The sequence below is a fragment of the Actinoallomurus bryophytorum genome (assembly GCF_006716425.1).
GTDB lineage: Bacteria > Actinomycetota > Actinomycetes > Streptosporangiales > Streptosporangiaceae > Actinoallomurus > Actinoallomurus bryophytorum.
Genome location: NZ_VFOZ01000001.1, coordinates 4743296 through 4761492, shown reverse-complemented (window position 1 = coordinate 4761492; position 18197 = coordinate 4743296). Strand labels below are relative to the sequence as shown.

Sequence of the window (18197 nt, the reverse complement as noted above, 5' to 3'; positions counted from 1 at the left end):
TCTAAGACGGGGTTAAGGCGCTAATAAGGCGCGTCCGGCCACAAGCGGGGTCGTACCGGTACCGGTTACCGTGCACATGTGCCCCAGGTGCTCATCGTCGAGGACGACAACCAGATCCGCACCTCACTGGTGCGGGCGCTCAGCGAACAGGGCCATGCGGTCTCGTCCGCGCACACCGCGATGAGCGGGCTGCGGCAGGCCGTCGAGGACCGCCCGCATGTCGTGGTGCTGGACCTCGGACTGCCCGACCTGGACGGACGCGAGGTCCTGCGCATGCTGCGAGCGGTCAGCCGCGTACCCGTGATCGTGGCGACCGCGCGCGACGACGAGGAGGAGATCGTCCGCGTGCTCGACGCCGGCGCCGACGACTACCTCATCAAGCCGTTCGGCGCGGCCCAGCTGGAGGCCCGCATCCGTGCGGTGCTGCGGCGCGCCACCGAGCAGGAGACCAGTCCCTCGATCACGATCGGCGGGCTGACCGTCTCGCCGCGGGCGCGCGAGGCGGTCCTCGACGGCGTCACGCTGGACCTCAGCCCGAAGGAGTTCGACCTGCTGCACCATCTCGCCGCACGGCACGGCGAGGTGGTCACCAAACGGGACCTGCTCACCGAGGTGTGGCGCGTGCCGTACGGCGGAGCGGACAAGACGGTCGACGTCCACCTGTCCTGGCTGCGCCGCAAGCTGGGCGAGACGGCGCAGCAGCCGCGCTACCTGCACACCGTACGTGGCGTGGGCGTCAAGCTCGTCGTCCCCGGCCCGTGAGACCGCGATGAGACGCCGGCTCACCCTGCTCGTCGCGGCGACGACCTCCCTGGTCGTCGTCGCCTTCCTGGTGCCCTTGGCCCTGCTGGTGCGGATGGTCGCCGTCGACCGGGCGGTCGGCGTGGCCACGCTGGAGGTCGAGTCGCTCTCGTCCCTGGTGACGACGGCGGACCGGAGCTCCCTCGCCCTGACGCTCGAATCTGCCGGCGCGAACGGCGGTCCGCCGATCACGGTCTTCTTCCCGGACGGCAGCACGGTGGGCGCGTCCGCACGCCGGTCGGCCGCGGTCGACCTGGCCGCGCAGGGCAACAGCGTCACGGCGCGCGTCCCCGGTGGACGGGAGATCCTCGTCGCCGTCCAGGGCACGCCGGGAGGCACCGCGGTCGTACGGACGTACGTGCCGGACAGCGAGCTCGGGCGCGGCGTCAGGCGTGCCTGGCTGATCCTCGGGCTCCTCGGGGTCGTGCTGCTCGGGCTCGGCCTGCTGGTCGCCGACCGGCTCGCCCGCTCTCTGGTCCGCTCGACGCGCGACCTGGCTGCGGTGTCCCACCAGCTCGCCGCGGGACGGCTCGACGCGCGGGCCGGGCCGGGCGGCACGCCGGAGCTGGGCGAGGTCGGGGCCGCGCTCAACCACCTCGCCGGCCGCATCGAGGAGCTGCTCGCCCAGGAACGCGAGACCGCGGCCGACCTCTCCCACCGGCTGCGTACCCCGCTGACCGCGCTCCGCCTCGAACTCGAGTCGCTGCACGACCCCGAGGAGGCCGCGCGCGCGGAGGCGTCGGTGGAGAGCCTCGAACGCGCGGTCAGCCAGATCATCGCCGACACGCGCCGCCCCGCGCGTACCGAGGCGGGGCGGTGCGACGCCGCGGAGGTGGTCGCGGACCGGGTGAGGTTCTGGGCCGTACTGGCCGAGGACCAGGACCGCCAGCTCACCGCGCCGGCCGCCGGCGGGCCGCCGCTGCCGGTCTCCCTCTCCTCCGACGACCTCGCGACCTGCGTCGACGCCCTGCTCGGGAACGTCTTCGCGCACACGCCCGAGGGCACCGGGTTCGCGGTGGGCCTCGAACCACGTCCCGGCGGCGGTGCCCGGCTGACCGTCTCCGACGACGGCCCGGGGTTCGCCACCTCCGACCCGCTGGAACGCGGCGTGAGCGGGGCGGGCTCCAGCGGGCTCGGCCTGGACATCGTCCGCCGCACCGCGGAGTCCTCAGGCGGCTCGTTGTCCGTGGGCGGCTCGGCGTCCGGCGGCGCCCTCGTCACGCTCGATCTCGCGGGGGCTCAGGCCGGCTGACGAGGCCGGGCACCTCGGGCCGCGAGGGCGTGCTCGACCGCGGCGACCACGCCGCCCGGGACGGCGGATCGCGCGGCGGCCGGCAGGCCGTCGACGGTCGCCACGAGACGCGCGAGAGGGCGGGCGGATCCGACCTGCCCGATCAGGGGACCGAGGAGTTCCGCGGTCGCTTCCGCGTCGTGCCACGCGCCGGCCTTCAGCTGTGCGTGGAGGAGAACGCACAGGTAGAGGAAGCGATCCCGGGCCGCGTGGTCCGGTGCGGCCGCGAGGGCGCGCTGCACGGGATCGATCGCCGCCCTCCAGTCGCCGAGACCGCCGAGCATCGCCCCGGTGGCGTGGTCGAACCCGCGCTCGGAGATCCACCATGACCACGCCGGGTCGCGGGCGCCGGTCCCCTCGTGGAACAGGCCGACCGCCGTGTCCATCGCCTTGAGCGCCATGGACCGCAGGCCCATCTGGGCGTAGGCCCGTGCCATCCTGAGCCGGAACATCGCGCCGAGCCGGGGCGTGAGGCCACCCCGATCCAGGACCGGCCGTACGAGCTCCAGTGAGCGCTGGGGACGCCGCAGGTAGGTGGCCTGCAGGCTCAGGTTGTGGATGACGAAGAGTTCCATCGACCGGTCCCCGGCAAGCCGCGCTAACTCGAGGGCCTCACGGTTGCGGGCCAGGGACGCGGAATGGCGATTCGCGTCGCACAGCAGCCAGCCGGTGAGTTCGGCCAGCTCGGCCACTGCCGCTCGCAGGTCGCGGCCGGCTCTCCGGTCGTGGGCGCCCGGCATCAGCATGGCCTCGGCGTCTGGAGAGCCCGCGTCGCGAGAACCGACGTCCGGTCGCCACCGGAGGCCACATCGAGGCCGACCAGCCGCCGCACCGACTCGCCGATGGCCACGACCTCGTCCGTGCCGGCCAGCACGTCCGTACCGAACCGGGCGGACTCCCCAGGAAGTAAGAGGCTGATCGTTCGACCGTACGCCGCCGATCGCCCGCCGGTCGAGAGCCTGCGGACCCGGACCACTCCTAGAGGGCGAGGCCGACGGCGGTGGCCTGGAGCAGGCGGGTCAGGCGTGGTTCGAAGTCGAGTGCGACGTGCCCCCAGCGGGGATTCTGGGCGTAGAGCTCGGCGAGGGTGGGCGTGGGGTGGGAAAGCTGCCAGAGATTCGCCGTCAGCCCCAGCGCGACGGTGAGGAGTCCCTGCACCTGGGCGGTGGTCATCGTGCCGGCGGCGGTCAGGGCGTCGACGATGGTGTCGTAAGCGGCGAAGGAACTGGTCTTGAAGCGCCGGGCGCGCTCGATGCCGACCTCGCCTTCGAGGCTGAGCGGTACATGGGTGAGCAGGTCGCAGAACAGCGGCTGCGCGGCGAGGGTGGTGGCGACGGCGGCGGCGATCTGACCCGGGGCGAGGTCGCGGACGTCGGCGAGGTGGGCGGTGAGGAGGTCACGCCACTGGTTCCAGCCGCGTTCGGCCAGTTCGAGCAGGAGTTCTTCCTTGCTGTCGAAGTAGCGGCGGACGGCGGAGGGGTGCAGGCCGGCGGCCTCGGTGACGGCCGAGAGAGTGATGTGGCGGACCCCGCCGCGGTCGGCGGCCAGGGCACGAGCGGCGTCGAGGAGGTCTTCGGCGCGGCGGAGTTTGGCCTCCTGTGAGCGGGCCCGGCTGTGCATCTTCCCACCTTAACGCTAGCAGGATGCGTTAAGCGGCCGGACACGTTAACGTAGAGATAACGCAATTCGATTGCGTTGAGCGCTCGCGGCCGTACCGGGGGCGCGGCCGACGATGAACGGAGCCCGTCCCCATGCCGAAGGTATTCCTGGTCACCGGTTCCTCCCGTGGCCTGGGCCGCGAGATCGTCACTGCGGCCCTGGCCGCCGGACACCGGGTGATGGCCACCGCCCGCGACCCGCGAGCCCTGGACGATCTGGTCGCCACCCACGGCGACCGGATCCGCGCCGCCCGGCTCGACGTGACCGACCCCGGTGCCGCCGAGCAGGTCGTCCGTGAGACCGTCGACGCGTTCGGGCGCCTGGACGTCGTGGTCAACAACGCGGGCCAGGGCGACCGCGCCTCCCTGGAGGACACCACCCTGGAGGCGTTCCGCCGCCAGATCGACACCAACTTCTACGGCACCGTCCACCTCAGCCGGGCCGCCCTGCCCGTCCTGCGCCGGCAGGGCGGAGGCCACATCATCCAGATCTCCTCCGTCGGCGGCCGGATCGCCAGCCCGGCATGACCGCGTACCAATCCGCCAAATGGGCCGTCGGCGGCTTCTCCGAGGTCCTCGCCACCGAGGTCGCACCCCTCGGCATCAAGGTCACCGTCCTGGAACCCGGCGGCATGCGCACCGACTGGGCCGGATCGTCCATGCACACCCCGCCCGTCAGCGGCCCGTACCAGGCCACCGTCGGGGCCGCCGCGGAAGCCATGCGCGACTTCGCCCAAGAGGCCAACGGCGACCCCGCCAAGGTCGCCCAGGTCGTCCTCACCGTCGCCGGCCTCGACGAACGCCCGCTGCGCCTGCTGCTGGGCACTGACGCCTACGCCTATGGACGCGCGGCCTGGTCCCGGCGCCTGGAGGAGGACGAAAGGTGGGAGCACCTGAGCATCTCCACCGACCACGACCAGGCGGAGGGCGACGGCGCACGGTGGCTCGGCGAGCGTGACGCCGGCCGGGTTTCTTAGCCGGGCCTTAGGGATCTCGCAGCGCGGCACTATCGTCCTTCGGGCGAGTCTCTCCTCATGCGGTCCCCACGGGACGGGGGCCGAATGCGAGGAGGGTTTCGAATGCGCAAGAAGGCAGCCATCACCACGGGCGTGGCAGCCGCCGTTCTCAGCGGTGGACTGGCGCTCGCGTTGAACGGGGGCGGCACGGCCTCGGCCGCAGGAACCACGGCCGGCACCAGCGCCGTCTCTCAGGTACGGCCGACCAGCAGCCCCACGGTGACGAAGATCAGCCGTTCGGAGGCGGAGCAGATCGCGCTCACGGCGGTCCCCGGGGGCCGGGTCACCTCCGCCGAGCTCGAGAGCGAGCACGGGGCTCCGGTCTGGTCGGTGCACGTCACCAAGGGCGGCGTACGGCACGACCTGGACATCAACGCCTACACCGGCAAGGTCATCAGCGACCGGGACGACCACGCCCGGCCCGCCGCGCCCGAGCGCCGTCACGACCGGGCGCGCGAGGCGGAACACCGGCACGGCGAGGCCGAACCCCGCGACGACCACGCCCGTGAGGCCGAGCACCGGCACGGCGAGGCCGAGCCGGGCGACGACCACGGACGGCACGGCGAGGCCGAGGACCACCACGGCGGCGATGACGGCCACCGCGGACGCGGCCGCTGACGGACACCCCCGGTGAAGGGCCCGCCGCCCCCGCGGCGGGCCCTTCGCACGACGGCCACGCGGCGCCGACCGCCCTCGGGGCGATATCGGCGCCCGTGGCCGTTGTGGCATTAAAGAGCGAGTAATCATCTGCGCCCGTATTTCCCGGCCGACGCGATCACCCTGGGGCCACGGGTATGCCTCCCGGTGCCCAGCCCCAGGAAGTGTCCGCCGCCGGGCGGCCCGACGGCCAGGAGCGCAGTTGAATGTCCCATCACGGTAGCGACGGACCGCCCGAGCGTACGGTCGGCGGTGCCGGTCGCGTCACGCTGATCCTGCTGGTCGTCGTGGTCATCGTGGGCGGTGTGCCACTACGGGCCGGCGCGACGCTGGTCACCGATGGCAGCGGGAACGGAAACGGCCGGAACAACAGGAACTCGATCACCGTCAACAGCCCGGAGTACAACCACGGCATCCAGCACATCACGAACACCAACGCCAGCGGGATCACCAACACCCAGGCATCCTTCTGCAAGAAGAAGTTCCGGCATTGCCGGATCAGCCAGCGTCTCAACGTCTTCGGGCCCTGAGGCCCGGCCTTTGGCCAGATCGGCCGCTTTGGCCGCGCGTCATGACAACGGCGCGGTAATAATCTCCTCCCGGATCGGCGCGGTCACGATCAAGGTCTCTGCGCGGGGTAGCCCCTCCAACGGACTGGGCAATCCCCGACGCACAAAGGCCATGAGGAATGATCCATCATCTTGTCGCCGCTTCCGCGCTGACGGGCAATGCGCTGTTCTCCGCGCACACGACGAACGCCACGAAGTACCCGAAGGCGGCACGAAGGCCGGCGGCGATGGCTCGCGACGGGAGCCATCACCACGACGGCAACGGCCATCACAACCGGAACATCATCTCGGTGCGTAGTCCCACCCACAACCGCGGCTACCAGCACACGAACAACAGCAACGCCGGCGGGACGAACCCCGTGCAGAACGCGCTCTGCCGCCATGTCACCGTCTGCACGATCACCCAGAAGGTCAACATCATCCAGCCGACGCCGCCCGCGTCGGCTCCCGCCACGCCCGTCCAGGCCCTGCTGGAGCCGGTCGTGCCGCAGCGGATGGCCGAGCCCGAGATCCAGACCATCCCGCGTCCGGCCGAGCGTCACGTGCGCGGGCCTTTCATGTACATGGGCGCGGATGGATTCGTCCTGATGGCACCCGGCTCGACCGCACCCGCCACTTTCGGGTCATCGGCGGGCGGCGGGTTCCATATCCCGCTGGGCTTCTTCGGCTGATCGGGGAAGAGAAAAGACGGGGCAACAAACGGCCCGAAGAGATGAAATCGGCGATGCGCGTACGGTCACCGGGTAAGTAGAGGAACGCACTCGATATCCGCGCGGACCGATCCACACCGACCAATCCGCGCGGGCTGATCCGCACGGGCCACCGCCGGGGCGCCCGCCGTTCTCGCGCCGAAAGGAACCACTAATGGCAGGGATCGGGAACGGCGGGCTCCTCCTGGTCCTCACCCTGGGCACCTGCCTCGTCGCGTCGCCGCGGGCGTACGCCGACACCAACCACAACGGGAACGGCACGTACAACCACAACGCGTTCTCCATCCGCAGCCCGACCCGCAACGGCGGCGTCCAGGCCATCTCGAACGCCAATGCCGGCGGCCGGAGCTCCAGCCGCAACGCGCTGTGCAGGAGGACGCACTTCTGCCATATCCACCAGAGCGGCGCTTACGGCCCCTGACCGGCCGTGTCCTGTCCTTCGAAGGTGTAGACCACGCCGCCGTCCCTGCGCTCGGGCACCACCGGGACCGCTCGGCCGGTGCGCCAGGACAGGTCGGCGGCGGTGGCCAGGTCGAAGGCGGCGAGCGCGTCCAGGCCGGTGACCGCCGGAGCGGTGTCGTCGCGGACGCAGCGGGCGAAGGCCTCCATCTCCTCGGCGTACGCCAGTGGGTAGCGATCCTCGAAGTCACGGTTGAGGCCATAGGTGGACGCGCCCGGTGTCAGCCACTCGTAGTGCCGGCGCTGCGGCCGGTCGATCCGCGTCGTGGCCAGCTCCCCCATTACCTCGGTCGAGCATTCGTAGCCGTAGCCGGCCGCCCGGCTGTTGTCGATCACGCCCAGCGCCCCGCTCTCGAACCGCAGCACGACGAGGGCGGTGTCGATGTCGCCGATCGCGCGGATCGCCGGGTCCGCGAGTGCCGACCCGTACGAGCTGACCTCGACGATCTCGCCGACCATCCAGCGTGCGGTGTCGAGGTCGTGGATGGTGACGTCCACGAAGAACCCGCCGGAGCCGGCCAGGAACTCCACCGGCGGCGGCTTCATGTCGCGCAGCGACGTACGGAACAGGTACGGCTCGCCCATCTCGCCCGCGTGGATACGCCCGGTCGCCGCCACCCAGTCGGGGTCGTACCGCCGATGGAAGCCGACCTGGAACTTCACGCCGGTCGTCCTGACGGTCTCGACCGTCCGTACGGTCGCCGGCCGGTCGAGGGCGATCGGCTTCTCGCAGAAGACGTGCTTGCCGGCCCGTGCCGCGCCGATCACCAGGTCGCTGTGAGTGGCGGTGGGGGTGGCGACGGCGACCGCCTGAACGGTGTCATCGCCGAACACCTCGTCGAGGTCGGTCGTCCACGGCACCTCCAGCTCGGCGCCCACCGCGGCGGCCTGACGGGGGTCGGCGTCGGCCACGACCGCGAGCTCGGCCGACCGGCAGCGCGCCGCGAGGTTTCCGGCGTGGATCCGGCCCATCCGGCCCAGGCCGACCAGGGCGACTCGCACCTTCGTTCTCATCGGGCTCCTCGTGTCGGGGGGTACCCGTACAGGCTGCCACCCCGAAGGTGCCGCGCCCGGTCAGGACGACGGTGCGAGCTGGAGGCTGAGGCAGAAGCAGGCTCCTCCGCGGTCGCCGGGCTCGTAGTGGGCCTCGCCGCCGTTGGCGCGGGCCAGGCTCCGGACGATCCAGAGCCCGAGCCCCGACCCCTCGGTCTGCCGCTTGACGCCGGTCTCGCGGGTGAAGCGGTCGAACAGGTGCGGGACGAAGTCCTCCGGGACGCCGGTCCCGCTGTCCTGCACCCGGACCTCGATCCAGCCCTCCTCCTCGGCCACGCGTACCTCGATCGGCGGACGGCCGTACGCGAAGGCGTTCTCCAGGCAGTTGACGAGCATCTCGGACAGCTCGTCGCGGTTCACGTGCGCGCTCAGGGCGGGGGCGCACGAGACGCACACCTCACCGGACCTGTCGCCGAACTCCGCCAGCCGTTCGAGGGTGAGCTCGAGGACGGGTACACGCTGCAGGGGCGCCCGTGCGAGGTCGACGTCGATCCTGGAGGCGGTGAGAAGCTTGGACACCATGGCCTGCAGGCAGGTCGTACGGTCGGCGATCCGGTCGATGACGTCGGTCCGCTCTTCCGCCGTCAGCGTGCCTCCGGGGTCGCGCAGTGCCTCGGTGAGCGCGCTGATCGTCGCCAGCGGGTTGCGCAGCTCGTGGGCCACCACCGCGGCGGTCGTGTGCTGGCGTTCCAGCGCCTGCTGGAGGTCCTGTTCGGCGCGCCTGCGCCGCGTGACGTCGCGGAGCGCCGCCACGTGGAGACGCTGGCCCTCCAGAATCGTGCTGGTCACGCGCATCTCGACGATCCGCTTGCCGCCATCGGGCAGCATCAGCTCCACCTCGGTCGCGCCGCCGGCGACGATCGGGTAGCCGAACTGGGTGCCGAGGAGCACCTCCGCGTGACGGCCGAACAACTCCTCCGCGGCGGGGTTGCAGACCTGGATCCGGCCCTCGGCGTCGACCGCGACGATTCCGTCGGCGGAGGCCGAGATGATCGCCTGCTCCGCGTCGGCCCGCAGCGAAAGCATGGTCCCCGCCTCTTCGCGGCCTGTCCGTGTGGTCTCCATTGATCGATCCCTATGTCCCGATGCCACTGTCGGAAGCGGCGCTTTCCGGCTCGGCGGGCCAGGGCGGATGTTCGGTGAGCGCGGCGCTCCCGGACAGCACGTGGGCGACCCTGGGCAGCGGATCGCCGATGTGCATTCCAGCACCGTCGACGGTGACCTGCCTGATGGCATGGTCCTGACTGCTTCCCCGTACCTGGAGCACGGCGATCGCGCGCTGGATGTCACCGGTGCGCTCGACGTAGCGGAGCATGATCATCACGTCCGTGACCCTGGCCATCTCGACCGGGCTCGCCTGCGACCCGCCCGGCGCGGCCGAACCGAGCGGCGACGTCGTGATGAGCGTGGTGATCTCGCGCTCGCGGAACACCGCCGTCAGCGCGATGACAAAATCGATCAACGACCGTGCCGAGACGACGCGTTCCAGCGAGGAGAGTGTGTCGATCACGACACGGGTCGGCGCGAAGTCCGTGACGGCCTGCCTGAGCCGCAGGAAGTGGTCCTCGACCGAGGCCGCCTCCGGATAGTCGGCGATCACTCGCAGCCGTCCCGCCGCCTCCATCGCGTCGAGGTCGAGGCCCAGGCTGCCGGCGTCGCGGACGAGCTGACCACGGGTTTCGTCGAAGGTGCGGAACAGGCACCGGCCGCCGTCGGCCATCGCGGCGTTCGCGAACTGCAGCGCGGCCAGCGTCTTGCCCACCCCGGTGGGGCCGGTGAGCAGCGCGATCGCGTCACGGAACAGGCCGCCGCCGACCATGCGGTCCAGCTCGGGATTGCCGGTGGAGACCCGGGTGTGCGAGGCGCGTTCCAGCCCGCCGGTGATGCCGAGAGGGATGACGACGAAGCCCTCCCGTGTGTCGATCGTGAACAGCCACTCGCCGGTGCGGTGCGGGATGCCGCGGAACTTGACGATCTCGACGGTCCGGCGGCGCCGCTCGTCGCGCAGCACGTTGCGGAGCACGATGACGTTGTCCAGCACGAACTCCTCGACGGAGTACCGCGAGAGCCCGTCGTACTCCTCGAGCCGTTCGGAGGTGAGCAGCAGCGTGACGTCGAGCGACTTGAGAGCGGCGACGATGCGTACCAGCTCGTGCCGGATGAGACCCGGGTCGTGAAAGCGGCTGAAGATCGAGCCGAAGGAGTCGAAACTGACCCGGCGCGCCTCGCTCCGGCGCACCGCGTGCTCGATGCGGGCCATCAGCGCGCCGAAGTCGTACGCGCCGACGGTATGCACGTCCACGCCGATGTCGGCCGAGGCGTCGACGAAGACCCACAGGCCGTCCGCCTCCCACTTCTCGATGTCGAAGCCGAGGGAGATCGCGTTCCGGCGGATCGCGCCGGCGGTCTCCTCCGCGGTCACGAAGACGCCGGCCTGGCCGAAGCCCAGGATGCCGCGGGCGAGGAACTCGATCGCGAAGAGTGTCTTGCCGCTGCCCGTCGTGCCGGTCACGAGCGTCGGACGGCCCGCGGGGAGCCCGCCCAGGGCGATGTCGTCGAAGCCGCTGATGCCGGTGGGCAGCCGCTGCACGGGCCCGCCGCGGGACATCACGGCCTCCTTTCCGACAGCACGTCCTCGCGGTCGGGCAGGCCGAGTACGGCCGCGGCCCGGCCATGGTCGGACAGATCGCCGATCACCCTCAGCTGGGGCAGGGGTTCGAGCCGTACGACGGTGGGGGTGGCCAGGATCCGCGCCTGCTCCGTCAGGTCCGGCCGCTCGAGGGCGTCGATGACCTCGATCGCGTGCCGGTTCGGAAGACGGGACTCGCAAAGGAAGCGCAGGTTGGCGACGGCCGCCTCGGATCTGGCGGTCCGCCCGGCAACGTAAAGCCTGAACGCGAAATCCGTCATAAGTGGGGTCCGCTTTCGACGTTTCTCCCTCGTAACGACCGGCCGCCCCCATATCAAGGCAGTTGTCTGGGTACGTTCGGAGATGTCCTGTTTCTCGCCCTACCCACACCATCAGGTTCGGACACTCGTCCTGACCAGCGGCCACAGGGGCGCACTTGGAGGCTGCTCAGCCATGGGCCAAGCACAGGTCGGGGACCGGCATGCCCCAACACGCGTACTGCTGGTGGAGGATCAGCGGACGCTGGCCGAGGCTCTCGTGATCGCCATCGACGCCCAGCCAGACATGGAGTGCGTGGGCGCGGCGGAGTCGGCCGAGGAGGCACTTGTCATCGCGGGCGCGCGGCGCCCGGACGTCGTGGTGATGGACATCCACCTGCCGGGGGCCGACGGGATCGCCGGAACCCGGCGGATCAAGGCGGTCCGCCCCGAAGCCCGCGTCTTCATCCTGACCGCCGATGCCACCCCGGAACTCTTCGCCGACGCCGTCGCGGCCGGTGCGGCGGGCTTCCTGTCGAAGGGCGGGCCGTTCCCCGACGTCCTCGCGGCGATCCGTACGTCACCGGGGGGACGGGTCATGATGGCGGCCGACACGTTCGCGGCCCTGGTGGCCGAGGTCCGTGGTGGCAGCTCCGGTCAGGCCGGCGACCGGCAGGACTGGACCTGCCTGACCGGCCGGGAGAAGGAGGTCCTCGCGCTGATGAACGAGAGTCTGGGCGCGCAGGCGATCGCCGAGCGCCTCGGCGTGAGCCCGCACACGGCGCACAGCCACATCAAGCGGGTCATGGCCAAGCTCAGAGCGCACACCCGCCGCGAGGCGATCGCGGTCGCCACCCGTAAGGGCCTGCTCCCCGGCCGGGGATAGACGCCCCTTCGATCTCGTGGCAGCGGCCGGAGGCCGGGCCATCGGCCCGGCCTCCCTCGTCGCCTTCGCGGATCCGCCCAAGCCCGGGGGCCCTACTCGGCGTCGAGCGCGAAGGAGCCGAACTCCAGGCCTCCGGACCGCTCGTAGGTGTGGACGGTGACGCCGGCTCCGGTCGTCCTCGTGTCGACGTGGCGCAGGGCGGCCGGTACGGTCCCGGATCCGAAGAGACGCTTGCCGCGGCCCAGCAGCACGGGATAGACGAAGATCCGGTATTCGTCCACGAGGTCGTTCTCGATCAACGTCTGGATGAGGCCGGCGCTCCCGTGGACCTGCAGGTCGCGGCCCGGCCTGCTCTTCAGCTCGGTGATCTCCTTGACGATGTCGCCCTTGAGCAGCGTCGTGCCGGCCCAGTCCGCGCTGTCCAGGGTCGTGGTCGCGACGTACTTGGGCAGGCTGTTGAGCTTCGAGGCGACCGGGTCGTCCTCGCCGGTCACGTGGGGCCAGTACGCCTCGAAGATCTGGTAGGTCCTCCGCCCCAGCAGGAACGCGTCCACCGTGTCGAACCAGGCCGTGACGTAGCGGTTCATGTCCTCGTCGGCGAACGGCACGAGCCAGCCGCCCAGGTCGAAACCGTCGCTCGGGTCCTCTTCCGGACCGCCGGGGCCCTGCATGACTCCGTCGAGGGACAGGAAGGTCGTCACGGTCAGCTTCATCGGTGCTCCTCAGCCAGGGGGCAGGCCCGTCCTGCCAGTCGGCCGGCCCCATCGGCTTACGTACCGGGTGATCTCCCGGTCCGTGCCCTCGAGGTCGACGTGCCCCAACCTTCACACCGACAAACTTTTTTGTCAAGACCTTCTTAGTTGTCGGATACGGCGCCGCAGGGGAAAGCTCCGGGCGTTCTCCCCCGTGTCGTACGCCGCCGCCGGGGGCTAGCGTGGAGGGCGCGACGCGGGCTGGGCGCCCGGCCACCCCGCCGACGGGCTCAGGGCGGTCCATGGGCTGTCACGGGAGGCGCTGGCGAGGCGGCCGCTCATCGTCCTGCTGGCCGCGAACGTCATCTCCCTCACCGGCAACGTGCTCTCGACGCCGGCCGTGCCGTGGTTCGTCCTGATGACGACGGGCAGCCCGGCGCGCGCGGGACTGGCGGCCTTCGCCTCGACTCTGCCGGTCGTCATCTCCGCGACCTTCGCCGGCACGCTGATCGACCGGCTGGGCCTGCGGCGTTAGAGCGTGCTGTCCGACCTGGGCAGCGGGCTGATCGTGCTCGTGATCCCGGTCCTGCACCTCACCACGGGGCTCTCGTACGAGTTACTCCTGGCGCTGTTGTTCGTCCGGTGGCTGCTGGCCACGCCCGGCGAGACGGCACGCGAGGCCCTGATCCCCGACCTCGCCGGGCGCGCGCGCTTCACCATGGAGCGGGGCCACCGCCGCGTACGACGGCGCCTACCGGGGCGCCAAGATGGTCGGGGCGCCCTCGCGGGAGTGCTCATCGTCTGGCTGGGCCCCAGCAACCTCCTGCTCATCGACGGATCGACCTTCCTGGTGTCGGCGGCCCTGATCCGCTTCGGCGTTCCCCGCCGGGATGCCGTTCGGCGGTCTGCTCGCCGGCGCCGGCACCGAGCTGTCGGGGCTGTCCGTCACGCTCGTCGTGTTCGCGGGCGTCTACCTGCTCGCGTCCGTCCCGCCGTTCACCGGCCAGGCCTGGCGCGGGCCGGGTCGCCGGACCGGGGGCGGTTTCGGGCGAATGGCGCCCCGGCCCGCTCACGTACGGCGCCGGTTCCCTCGCCGTCGCCGGCCGGGTCCGTGGTGACGCTCACGGCCCCGGATCGCCGGGTTCCGGGCGCTCGGCACCGTTCGCGGGCCGTGACGCGTCACGGGCGGCGGCCTCCTCGAGAAGGTCGCAGGCGATCTTCAGCAGCCGGTCCACGTCCACGACGGGCTTCTGCAGGTACTCATTCGCCCCGCCGGCAAGGGCCTTCTCCCGCTCTCCGGGGATGGCCTTGGCGCTGAGGACGACGATCGGCAGGTCGGCGTACCGGCGGATACCGCGGATGGTCCTGATGGCCTCGTAGCCGTCCATCACCGGCATCATGATGTCCATCAGGACCAGGGAGACATCGGGGGTGCGCTGCAGGATCTCGATCCCCTCCTGACCGTTCAGCGCGTAGATGACCGGCAGGCCGACCCGGCCCAGGAGCCGGGTCAGCGCGATGACGATACGGATGTCGTCGTCGACGATGAGGATCCTGCCCGACAGCATCCGGGCGGCGCGTTCGGCGTTCCACTCGCGCAGGTGCGTCGTGATCGCCGGCGAGTCGTCCTGCCCCTGGTCGTGGTTCCAGCGCATCGCGTCCTCGGGTGCCGCGAGGGCGGCCCGCTCGGGCTCTCCCGCCGGGGCGAGCAGGTCCGGCTCCGCCGCCGGACCGTGACCCGGGTGGACGACCGGGACGTACAGGGTGAAGGCACTGCCCGCACCCGGTTCGCTCCGCACGGCGATACGGCCGCCGAGCAGGGTGGCGAGCTCCCGGCTGACCGACAGGCCCAGCCCCGTGCCGCCGTACTTGTGGCTGCCGGCTCCGTGTGCCTGTTCGAAGGCCTCGAAGATCGTGCCGAGCTTCTCGCCCGGGATGCCGATCCCGGTGTCCTCGACCGTGAACGCGATGATGTCGCCCAGCTCGTACGGCATGCAGTGGAGGTCGGCGGGGCGCTCGACGCGCAGCGTGACCCGGCCCTCCGGGGTGAACTTGATCGCGTTGGACAGCAGGTTGCGCAGGATCTGCTGGAGCCGCTGCTCGTCGGAGAACAGCTCGCCCGGCGCGTCCTCGGCCACCTGGACCTCGAAGTCGAGGCCGCGGTCGACGGCCATCGGACGGGACGTGGCGTTCACGTAGTCGAGCAGCGTCACCAGGGCCAGCTTCTTCGGCCGGATGTCGAGACGGCCCGCCTCCACCTTCGACAGGTCGAGGATGTCGTTGATCAGTTGGAGCAGGTCGGACCCGGACCGGTGAATGCTGGTCGCGAAGGTCACCTCCTCTTCGGAGAGGTTCTCCTGGGCGTTGTCGGCCAGCAGCCGCGCGTAGATCAGCATCGAGCTGAGCGGTGTGCGCAGCTCGTGCGACATGTTCGCGAGGAACTCGGACTTGTACTGGGAGGAGGAGGCCAGCAGGGCCGCCTTCTCCGCGAGCTCCTCGTTGGAGCGCTGGAGCTCGGCCTGCTGTCTCTGCAGCTCGTCCGACCTTTCCTGTAGCTGGGTCGCGAGGCCCTGGGACTCGCCCAGCAGCACCTCGGTACGCGCGTTGGCGATGATGGTGTTGAGCGCGACCCCGATGGTGTTGACGAACTGGTCGAAGAAGGCCAGGTGCACGTCGGAGAAGCGGGAGAACGAGGCCAGCTCGATGATGCCGAGCAGCTTGTCCTCGTACAGGATCGGGATGATGACGATGCTGGCCGGAGCGGCGTCTCCCAGTCCGGAGCCGATCCTGACGTAGTCCGCCGGGATGTCCTCCAGGAGCAGCCGCCTCTTCTCCAGGGCGACCTGCCAGACGAGGCCCTGGGCCAGCACTCCGGTGCTCTCGGTGGTCGCGCCCTGCAGGCCGTACCCGGCGATGAGCGCGAGCCCCCGCGCATGGCCGACCGGCCGTCCGGTCCAGTCGCCGTCGGCCTCGGTGTCGGCGAGGAAGAACGCGCCGTACTGCGCGTTCACCAGCGGCGTGAGCTCGCGCAGGATCAGGTCGGCGACCTCGACCAGGTCACGGTGGCCCTGCATCAGACCGGCGAGACGGGTCAGGTTGGATTCGAGCCAGTCCTTCGCGCGGGTGGTCTCGCGGAGGTTGGAGACCATGAGGTTGATGTTGTCCTTCAGCTCCGAGACCTCACCGTGCGTCTCGACCGTGATGTGGCGGGACATGTCGCCCTGTGCCACCGCCGAGGTCACCTCGGCGATCGCGCGGACCTGCGTGGTGAGGTTGCGGGCCAGCTCGTTGACGTTGGTGGTCAGCCGCTTCCACGTGCCGTGCACGCCCTCGACCCGGGCCTGACCGCCCAGCCGGCCCTCGCTGCCGACCTCGCGGGCGACGCGCGTGACCTCCGAGGAGAACGACGAGAGCGTGTCGACCATCGTGTTGATGGTCGTCTTGAGTTCGAGGATCTCGCCGCGGGCGTCGACGTCGATCTTCTTGCCCAGATCGCCCTGCGCGACGGCCGTCGCGACCTGGGCGATGTTACGGACCTGCGAGGTCAGGTTGTCCGCCATGAAGTTCACGTTGTCCGTCAGGTCCTTCCAGACCCCCGACACCCCGCGCACCTGGGCCCGGCCGCCGAGATCGCCCTCCGTACCGACCTCCCGCGCCACGCGCGTGACCTCGTCCGCGAAGCCCGACAGCTGGTCGACCATCGTGTTGACCGTGGTCTTGAGCTGCAGGATCTCTCCCTGCGCGTCAACGGTGATCTTCTTGGACAGATCACCGTTCGCCACCGAGGTGGTGACCTGCGCGATGTTGCGCACCTGCGACGTCAGGTTCGAGGCCATGAAGTTCACGTTGTCGGTCAGGTCCTTCCAGACCCCCGAGACCCCGCGCACCTGCGCCTGGCCGCCGAGGTTGCCCTCGGTGCCGACCTCGCGGGCGACGCGCGTGACCTCACCGGCGAACGCCGAGAGCTGGTCGACCATCGTGTTGATCGTGGTCTTGAGTTCGAGGATCTCGCCGCGGGCGTCGACGTCGATCTTCTTGCCCAGATCGCCCTGCGCCACCGCGGTCGCGACCTGGGCGATGTTACGGACCTGCGAGGTCAGGTTGTCCGCCATGAAGTTCACGTTGTCCGTCAGGTCCTTCCAGACCCCCGACACCCCGCGCACCTGGGCCCGGCCGCCGAGATCGCCCTCCGTGCCGACCTCGCGGGCGACACGTGTCACCTCACCGGCGAACGCCGAGAGCTGGTCGACCATCGTGTTGACCGTGGTCTTGAGCTGCAGGATCTCCCCCTGGGCGTCAACGGTGATCTTCTTGGACAGATCACCGTTCGCCACCGAGGTGGTGACCTGCGCGATGTTGCGCACCTGCGACGTCAGGTTCGAGGCCATGAAGTTCACGTTGTCGGTCAGGTCCTTCCAGACCCCCGACACGCCCCGCACCTGGGCCCGGCCGCCGAGCCGTCCCTCCGTACCCACCTCTCCGGCCACGCGCGTGACCTCACCGGCGAACGCCGACAACTGGTCCACCATCGTGTTGACGGTCAGCTTGAGCTCAAGCAGCTCACCGGTCGCCTCGACGGTCACCGACCGGGTCAGGTCGCCGCTGGCCACCGCCTTGGTCACCACGGCGATGTCGCGCACCTGGGCGGTGAGGCGGTCGGCCATGGTGTTGACCGCCTCGGTCACGTCGCACCAGGTGCCCGTCAGGCCGCGCACCCTGGCGCGCCCGCCCAGGCGTCCCTCGGTGCCGACCTCGCGGGCGAGCCGGGTCACCTCGCCGGTGAACATCGACAGCTGGTCGACCATCTGGTTGATCCGCTGTGCCAGCCGCCGCAGGTCACCGCGCATCGGGTGGTTGCCGTCATTGAGGTCCATGCGCTGGGTGAGGTCACCGTCGGCGACCGCGTCAAGGACCCGCTTGGCGTTCGCCGCGGGTACCACCAGCGCCTCGATCAGGGTGTTCGCCGACTCCACGCCCGCGGTCCAGCATCCATGGCCGGGGCCCGTCGACAACCGCTCGTCCATCCGTCCGTGCCGGGCGACCTCGTGGGCCACCCGGCTCAGTTCGCTCGCGAAGTGTTCGTTACCGTCCGCGATCTGGTTGAACGCGCGGGCGAGATCGGCCGCGATGCCCTCGTTCCCGGCGGGCAGCCGTACCCGGAAGTCGCCGTCGCGAAGGGCCGGCATCGCCGCGAGCAGCGGCCGCAGTTCGCTGACGTGGACCCACCCCTCACCGGGTGGATGCGTCACATCCTTGACAGTCGTCACGCCCACGCAGAAGTCCCCCTAATGGCGAGCAGACGTAGCCCGTTCGCCACTACGTCGGTCGGGTGTCGCCCTGACGACCTCGGGCTTACGTACCGCGCGCCGTCTCCAGAAATGGGACGCGCTCACGCGGTTCACGCCGGATCGCGAGCCGGAACGCCGGACGGGAAAGGTGGTAGAGGAGCGAGGGCATCGGCGGTGGCCCGCGACCGCCGTCCGGCGGGCGGAGTTGGACGAACCGCTCTATCCGTGCCC

At 70.6% G+C, this 18197-nt stretch carries 17 protein-coding genes and 1 pseudogene; 10 read left to right on the top strand and 8 right to left on the bottom strand.

The genetic code is table 11. From position 1 onward, the window contains the following. The first annotated feature begins 78 nt into the window (after nt 1-78). Entirely contained in the window at nt 79-762 is a 684-nt protein-coding gene (locus tag FB559_RS22570; RefSeq protein WP_141957487.1) for a response regulator transcription factor, read from the top strand. Nucleotides 763-769: 7 nt separating this feature from the next. Next, nucleotides 770-2053 carry a sensor histidine kinase gene (locus FB559_RS22565; protein ID WP_141957486.1) on the top strand — a complete coding sequence of 428 codons (1284 nt, stop codon included), beginning with the start codon at nt 770-772 and terminating at the stop codon, nt 2051-2053. Here the strand turns inward: FB559_RS22565 and FB559_RS22560 are convergent. Together FB559_RS22560 and FB559_RS22555 are read right to left on the bottom strand one after the other, a co-directional pair. Beyond that, on the bottom strand, nt 2041-2838 hold the full coding sequence (locus tag FB559_RS22560; RefSeq protein WP_141957485.1) for an NsdA family TPR-like regulatory protein: 798 nt from the start codon (nt 2836-2838) through the stop codon (nt 2041-2043). The genes FB559_RS22565 and FB559_RS22560 overlap by 13 nt on opposite strands. Nucleotides 2839-3070: 232 nt before the next feature. Beyond that, on the bottom strand, nt 3071-3712 hold the full coding sequence (locus tag FB559_RS22555; RefSeq protein WP_141957484.1) for a TetR family transcriptional regulator: 642 nt from the start codon (nt 3710-3712) through the stop codon (nt 3071-3073). A gap of 131 nt (nt 3713-3843) precedes the next feature. On the opposite strand from FB559_RS22555, the pseudogene FB559_RS46785 reads away from it, so the two are divergent. From FB559_RS46785 to FB559_RS22530, 5 genes and pseudogenes are all read left to right on the top strand, one after another. Then, nucleotides 3844-4727: pseudogene (locus tag FB559_RS46785) on the top strand (SDR family NAD(P)-dependent oxidoreductase). Nucleotides 4728-4829: 102 nt separating this feature from the next. After that, nucleotides 4830-5384, top strand: coding sequence for a PepSY domain-containing protein (locus FB559_RS22545; RefSeq protein ID WP_185792349.1), 555 nt, complete (start codon nt 4830-4832; stop codon nt 5382-5384). Between the two features lie 245 nt (nt 5385-5629). Continuing rightward, the gene (locus tag FB559_RS22540) at nt 5630-5953 is read left to right on the top strand and encodes a hypothetical protein (RefSeq protein WP_141957482.1); all 324 of its coding nucleotides are present in this window, start codon (nt 5630-5632) and stop codon (nt 5951-5953) included. Between the two features lie 158 nt (nt 5954-6111). After that, on the top strand, nt 6112-6663 hold the full coding sequence (locus FB559_RS22535) for a hypothetical protein (RefSeq protein ID WP_141957481.1): 552 nt from the start codon (nt 6112-6114) through the stop codon (nt 6661-6663). Between the two features lie 193 nt (nt 6664-6856). Then, nucleotides 6857-7123, top strand: coding sequence for a hypothetical protein (locus tag FB559_RS22530; protein ID WP_141957480.1), 267 nt, complete (start codon nt 6857-6859; stop codon nt 7121-7123). Here FB559_RS22530 and FB559_RS22525 read toward each other — a convergent pair. The 4 genes from FB559_RS22525 to FB559_RS22510 are packed head-to-tail and all read right to left on the bottom strand — an operon-like array spanning nt 7111 to nt 11124. After that, the gene (locus FB559_RS22525; RefSeq protein ID WP_141957479.1) at nt 7111-8175 is read right to left on the bottom strand and encodes a Gfo/Idh/MocA family oxidoreductase; all 1065 of its coding nucleotides are present in this window, start codon (nt 8173-8175) and stop codon (nt 7111-7113) included. The genes FB559_RS22530 and FB559_RS22525 overlap by 13 nt on opposite strands. A 60-nt stretch (nt 8176-8235) precedes the next feature. Further along, nucleotides 8236-9279 (bottom strand): PAS domain-containing sensor histidine kinase, encoded by a 1044-nt coding sequence (locus FB559_RS22520; protein WP_185792348.1) that lies wholly within the window; start codon nt 9277-9279, stop codon nt 8236-8238. Nucleotides 9280-9289: 10 nt separating this feature from the next. Then, on the bottom strand, nt 9290-10822 hold the full coding sequence (gene kaiC / locus FB559_RS22515; RefSeq protein WP_141957477.1) for a circadian clock protein KaiC: 1533 nt from the start codon (nt 10820-10822) through the stop codon (nt 9290-9292). Continuing rightward, nucleotides 10822-11124: a circadian clock KaiB family protein gene (locus FB559_RS22510; RefSeq protein ID WP_141957476.1), complete on the bottom strand. Its 303-nt coding sequence runs from the start codon at nt 11122-11124 to the stop codon at nt 10822-10824. Before FB559_RS22510 ends, kaiC begins: the two co-directional genes overlap by 1 nt. Nucleotides 11125-11296: 172 nt before the next feature. Between FB559_RS22510 and FB559_RS22505 the strand changes: the two genes are divergently transcribed. Continuing rightward, nucleotides 11297-11986, top strand: coding sequence for a response regulator transcription factor (locus tag FB559_RS22505; RefSeq protein ID WP_185792347.1), 690 nt, complete (start codon nt 11297-11299; stop codon nt 11984-11986). 92 nt (nt 11987-12078) lie between these two features. On the opposite strand, the gene FB559_RS22500 is transcribed toward FB559_RS22505, so the two are convergent. Further along, entirely contained in the window at nt 12079-12699 is a 621-nt protein-coding gene (locus tag FB559_RS22500; protein ID WP_141957474.1) for a dihydrofolate reductase family protein, read from the bottom strand. Between the two features lie 361 nt (nt 12700-13060). On the opposite strand from FB559_RS22500, the gene FB559_RS22495 reads away from it, so the two are divergent. Next, on the top strand, nt 13061-13213 hold the full coding sequence (locus FB559_RS22495) for an MFS transporter (RefSeq protein ID WP_141957473.1): 153 nt from the start codon (nt 13061-13063) through the stop codon (nt 13211-13213). A 355-nt stretch (nt 13214-13568) separates the two neighbouring features. After that, nucleotides 13569-13796, top strand: a complete 228-nt coding sequence (locus FB559_RS22490) for a hypothetical protein (protein ID WP_141957472.1) — start codon at nt 13569-13571, stop codon at nt 13794-13796. A gap of 3 nt (nt 13797-13799) precedes the next feature. Here the strand turns inward: FB559_RS22490 and FB559_RS22485 are convergent, their stop codons facing one another. Further along, a complete protein-coding gene (locus FB559_RS22485) occupies nt 13800-17864 on the bottom strand; it encodes a HAMP domain-containing protein (RefSeq protein ID WP_141961856.1) in 4065 nt (1354 codons plus the stop codon). Between the last annotated feature and the right edge of the window lie 333 nt (nt 17865-18197).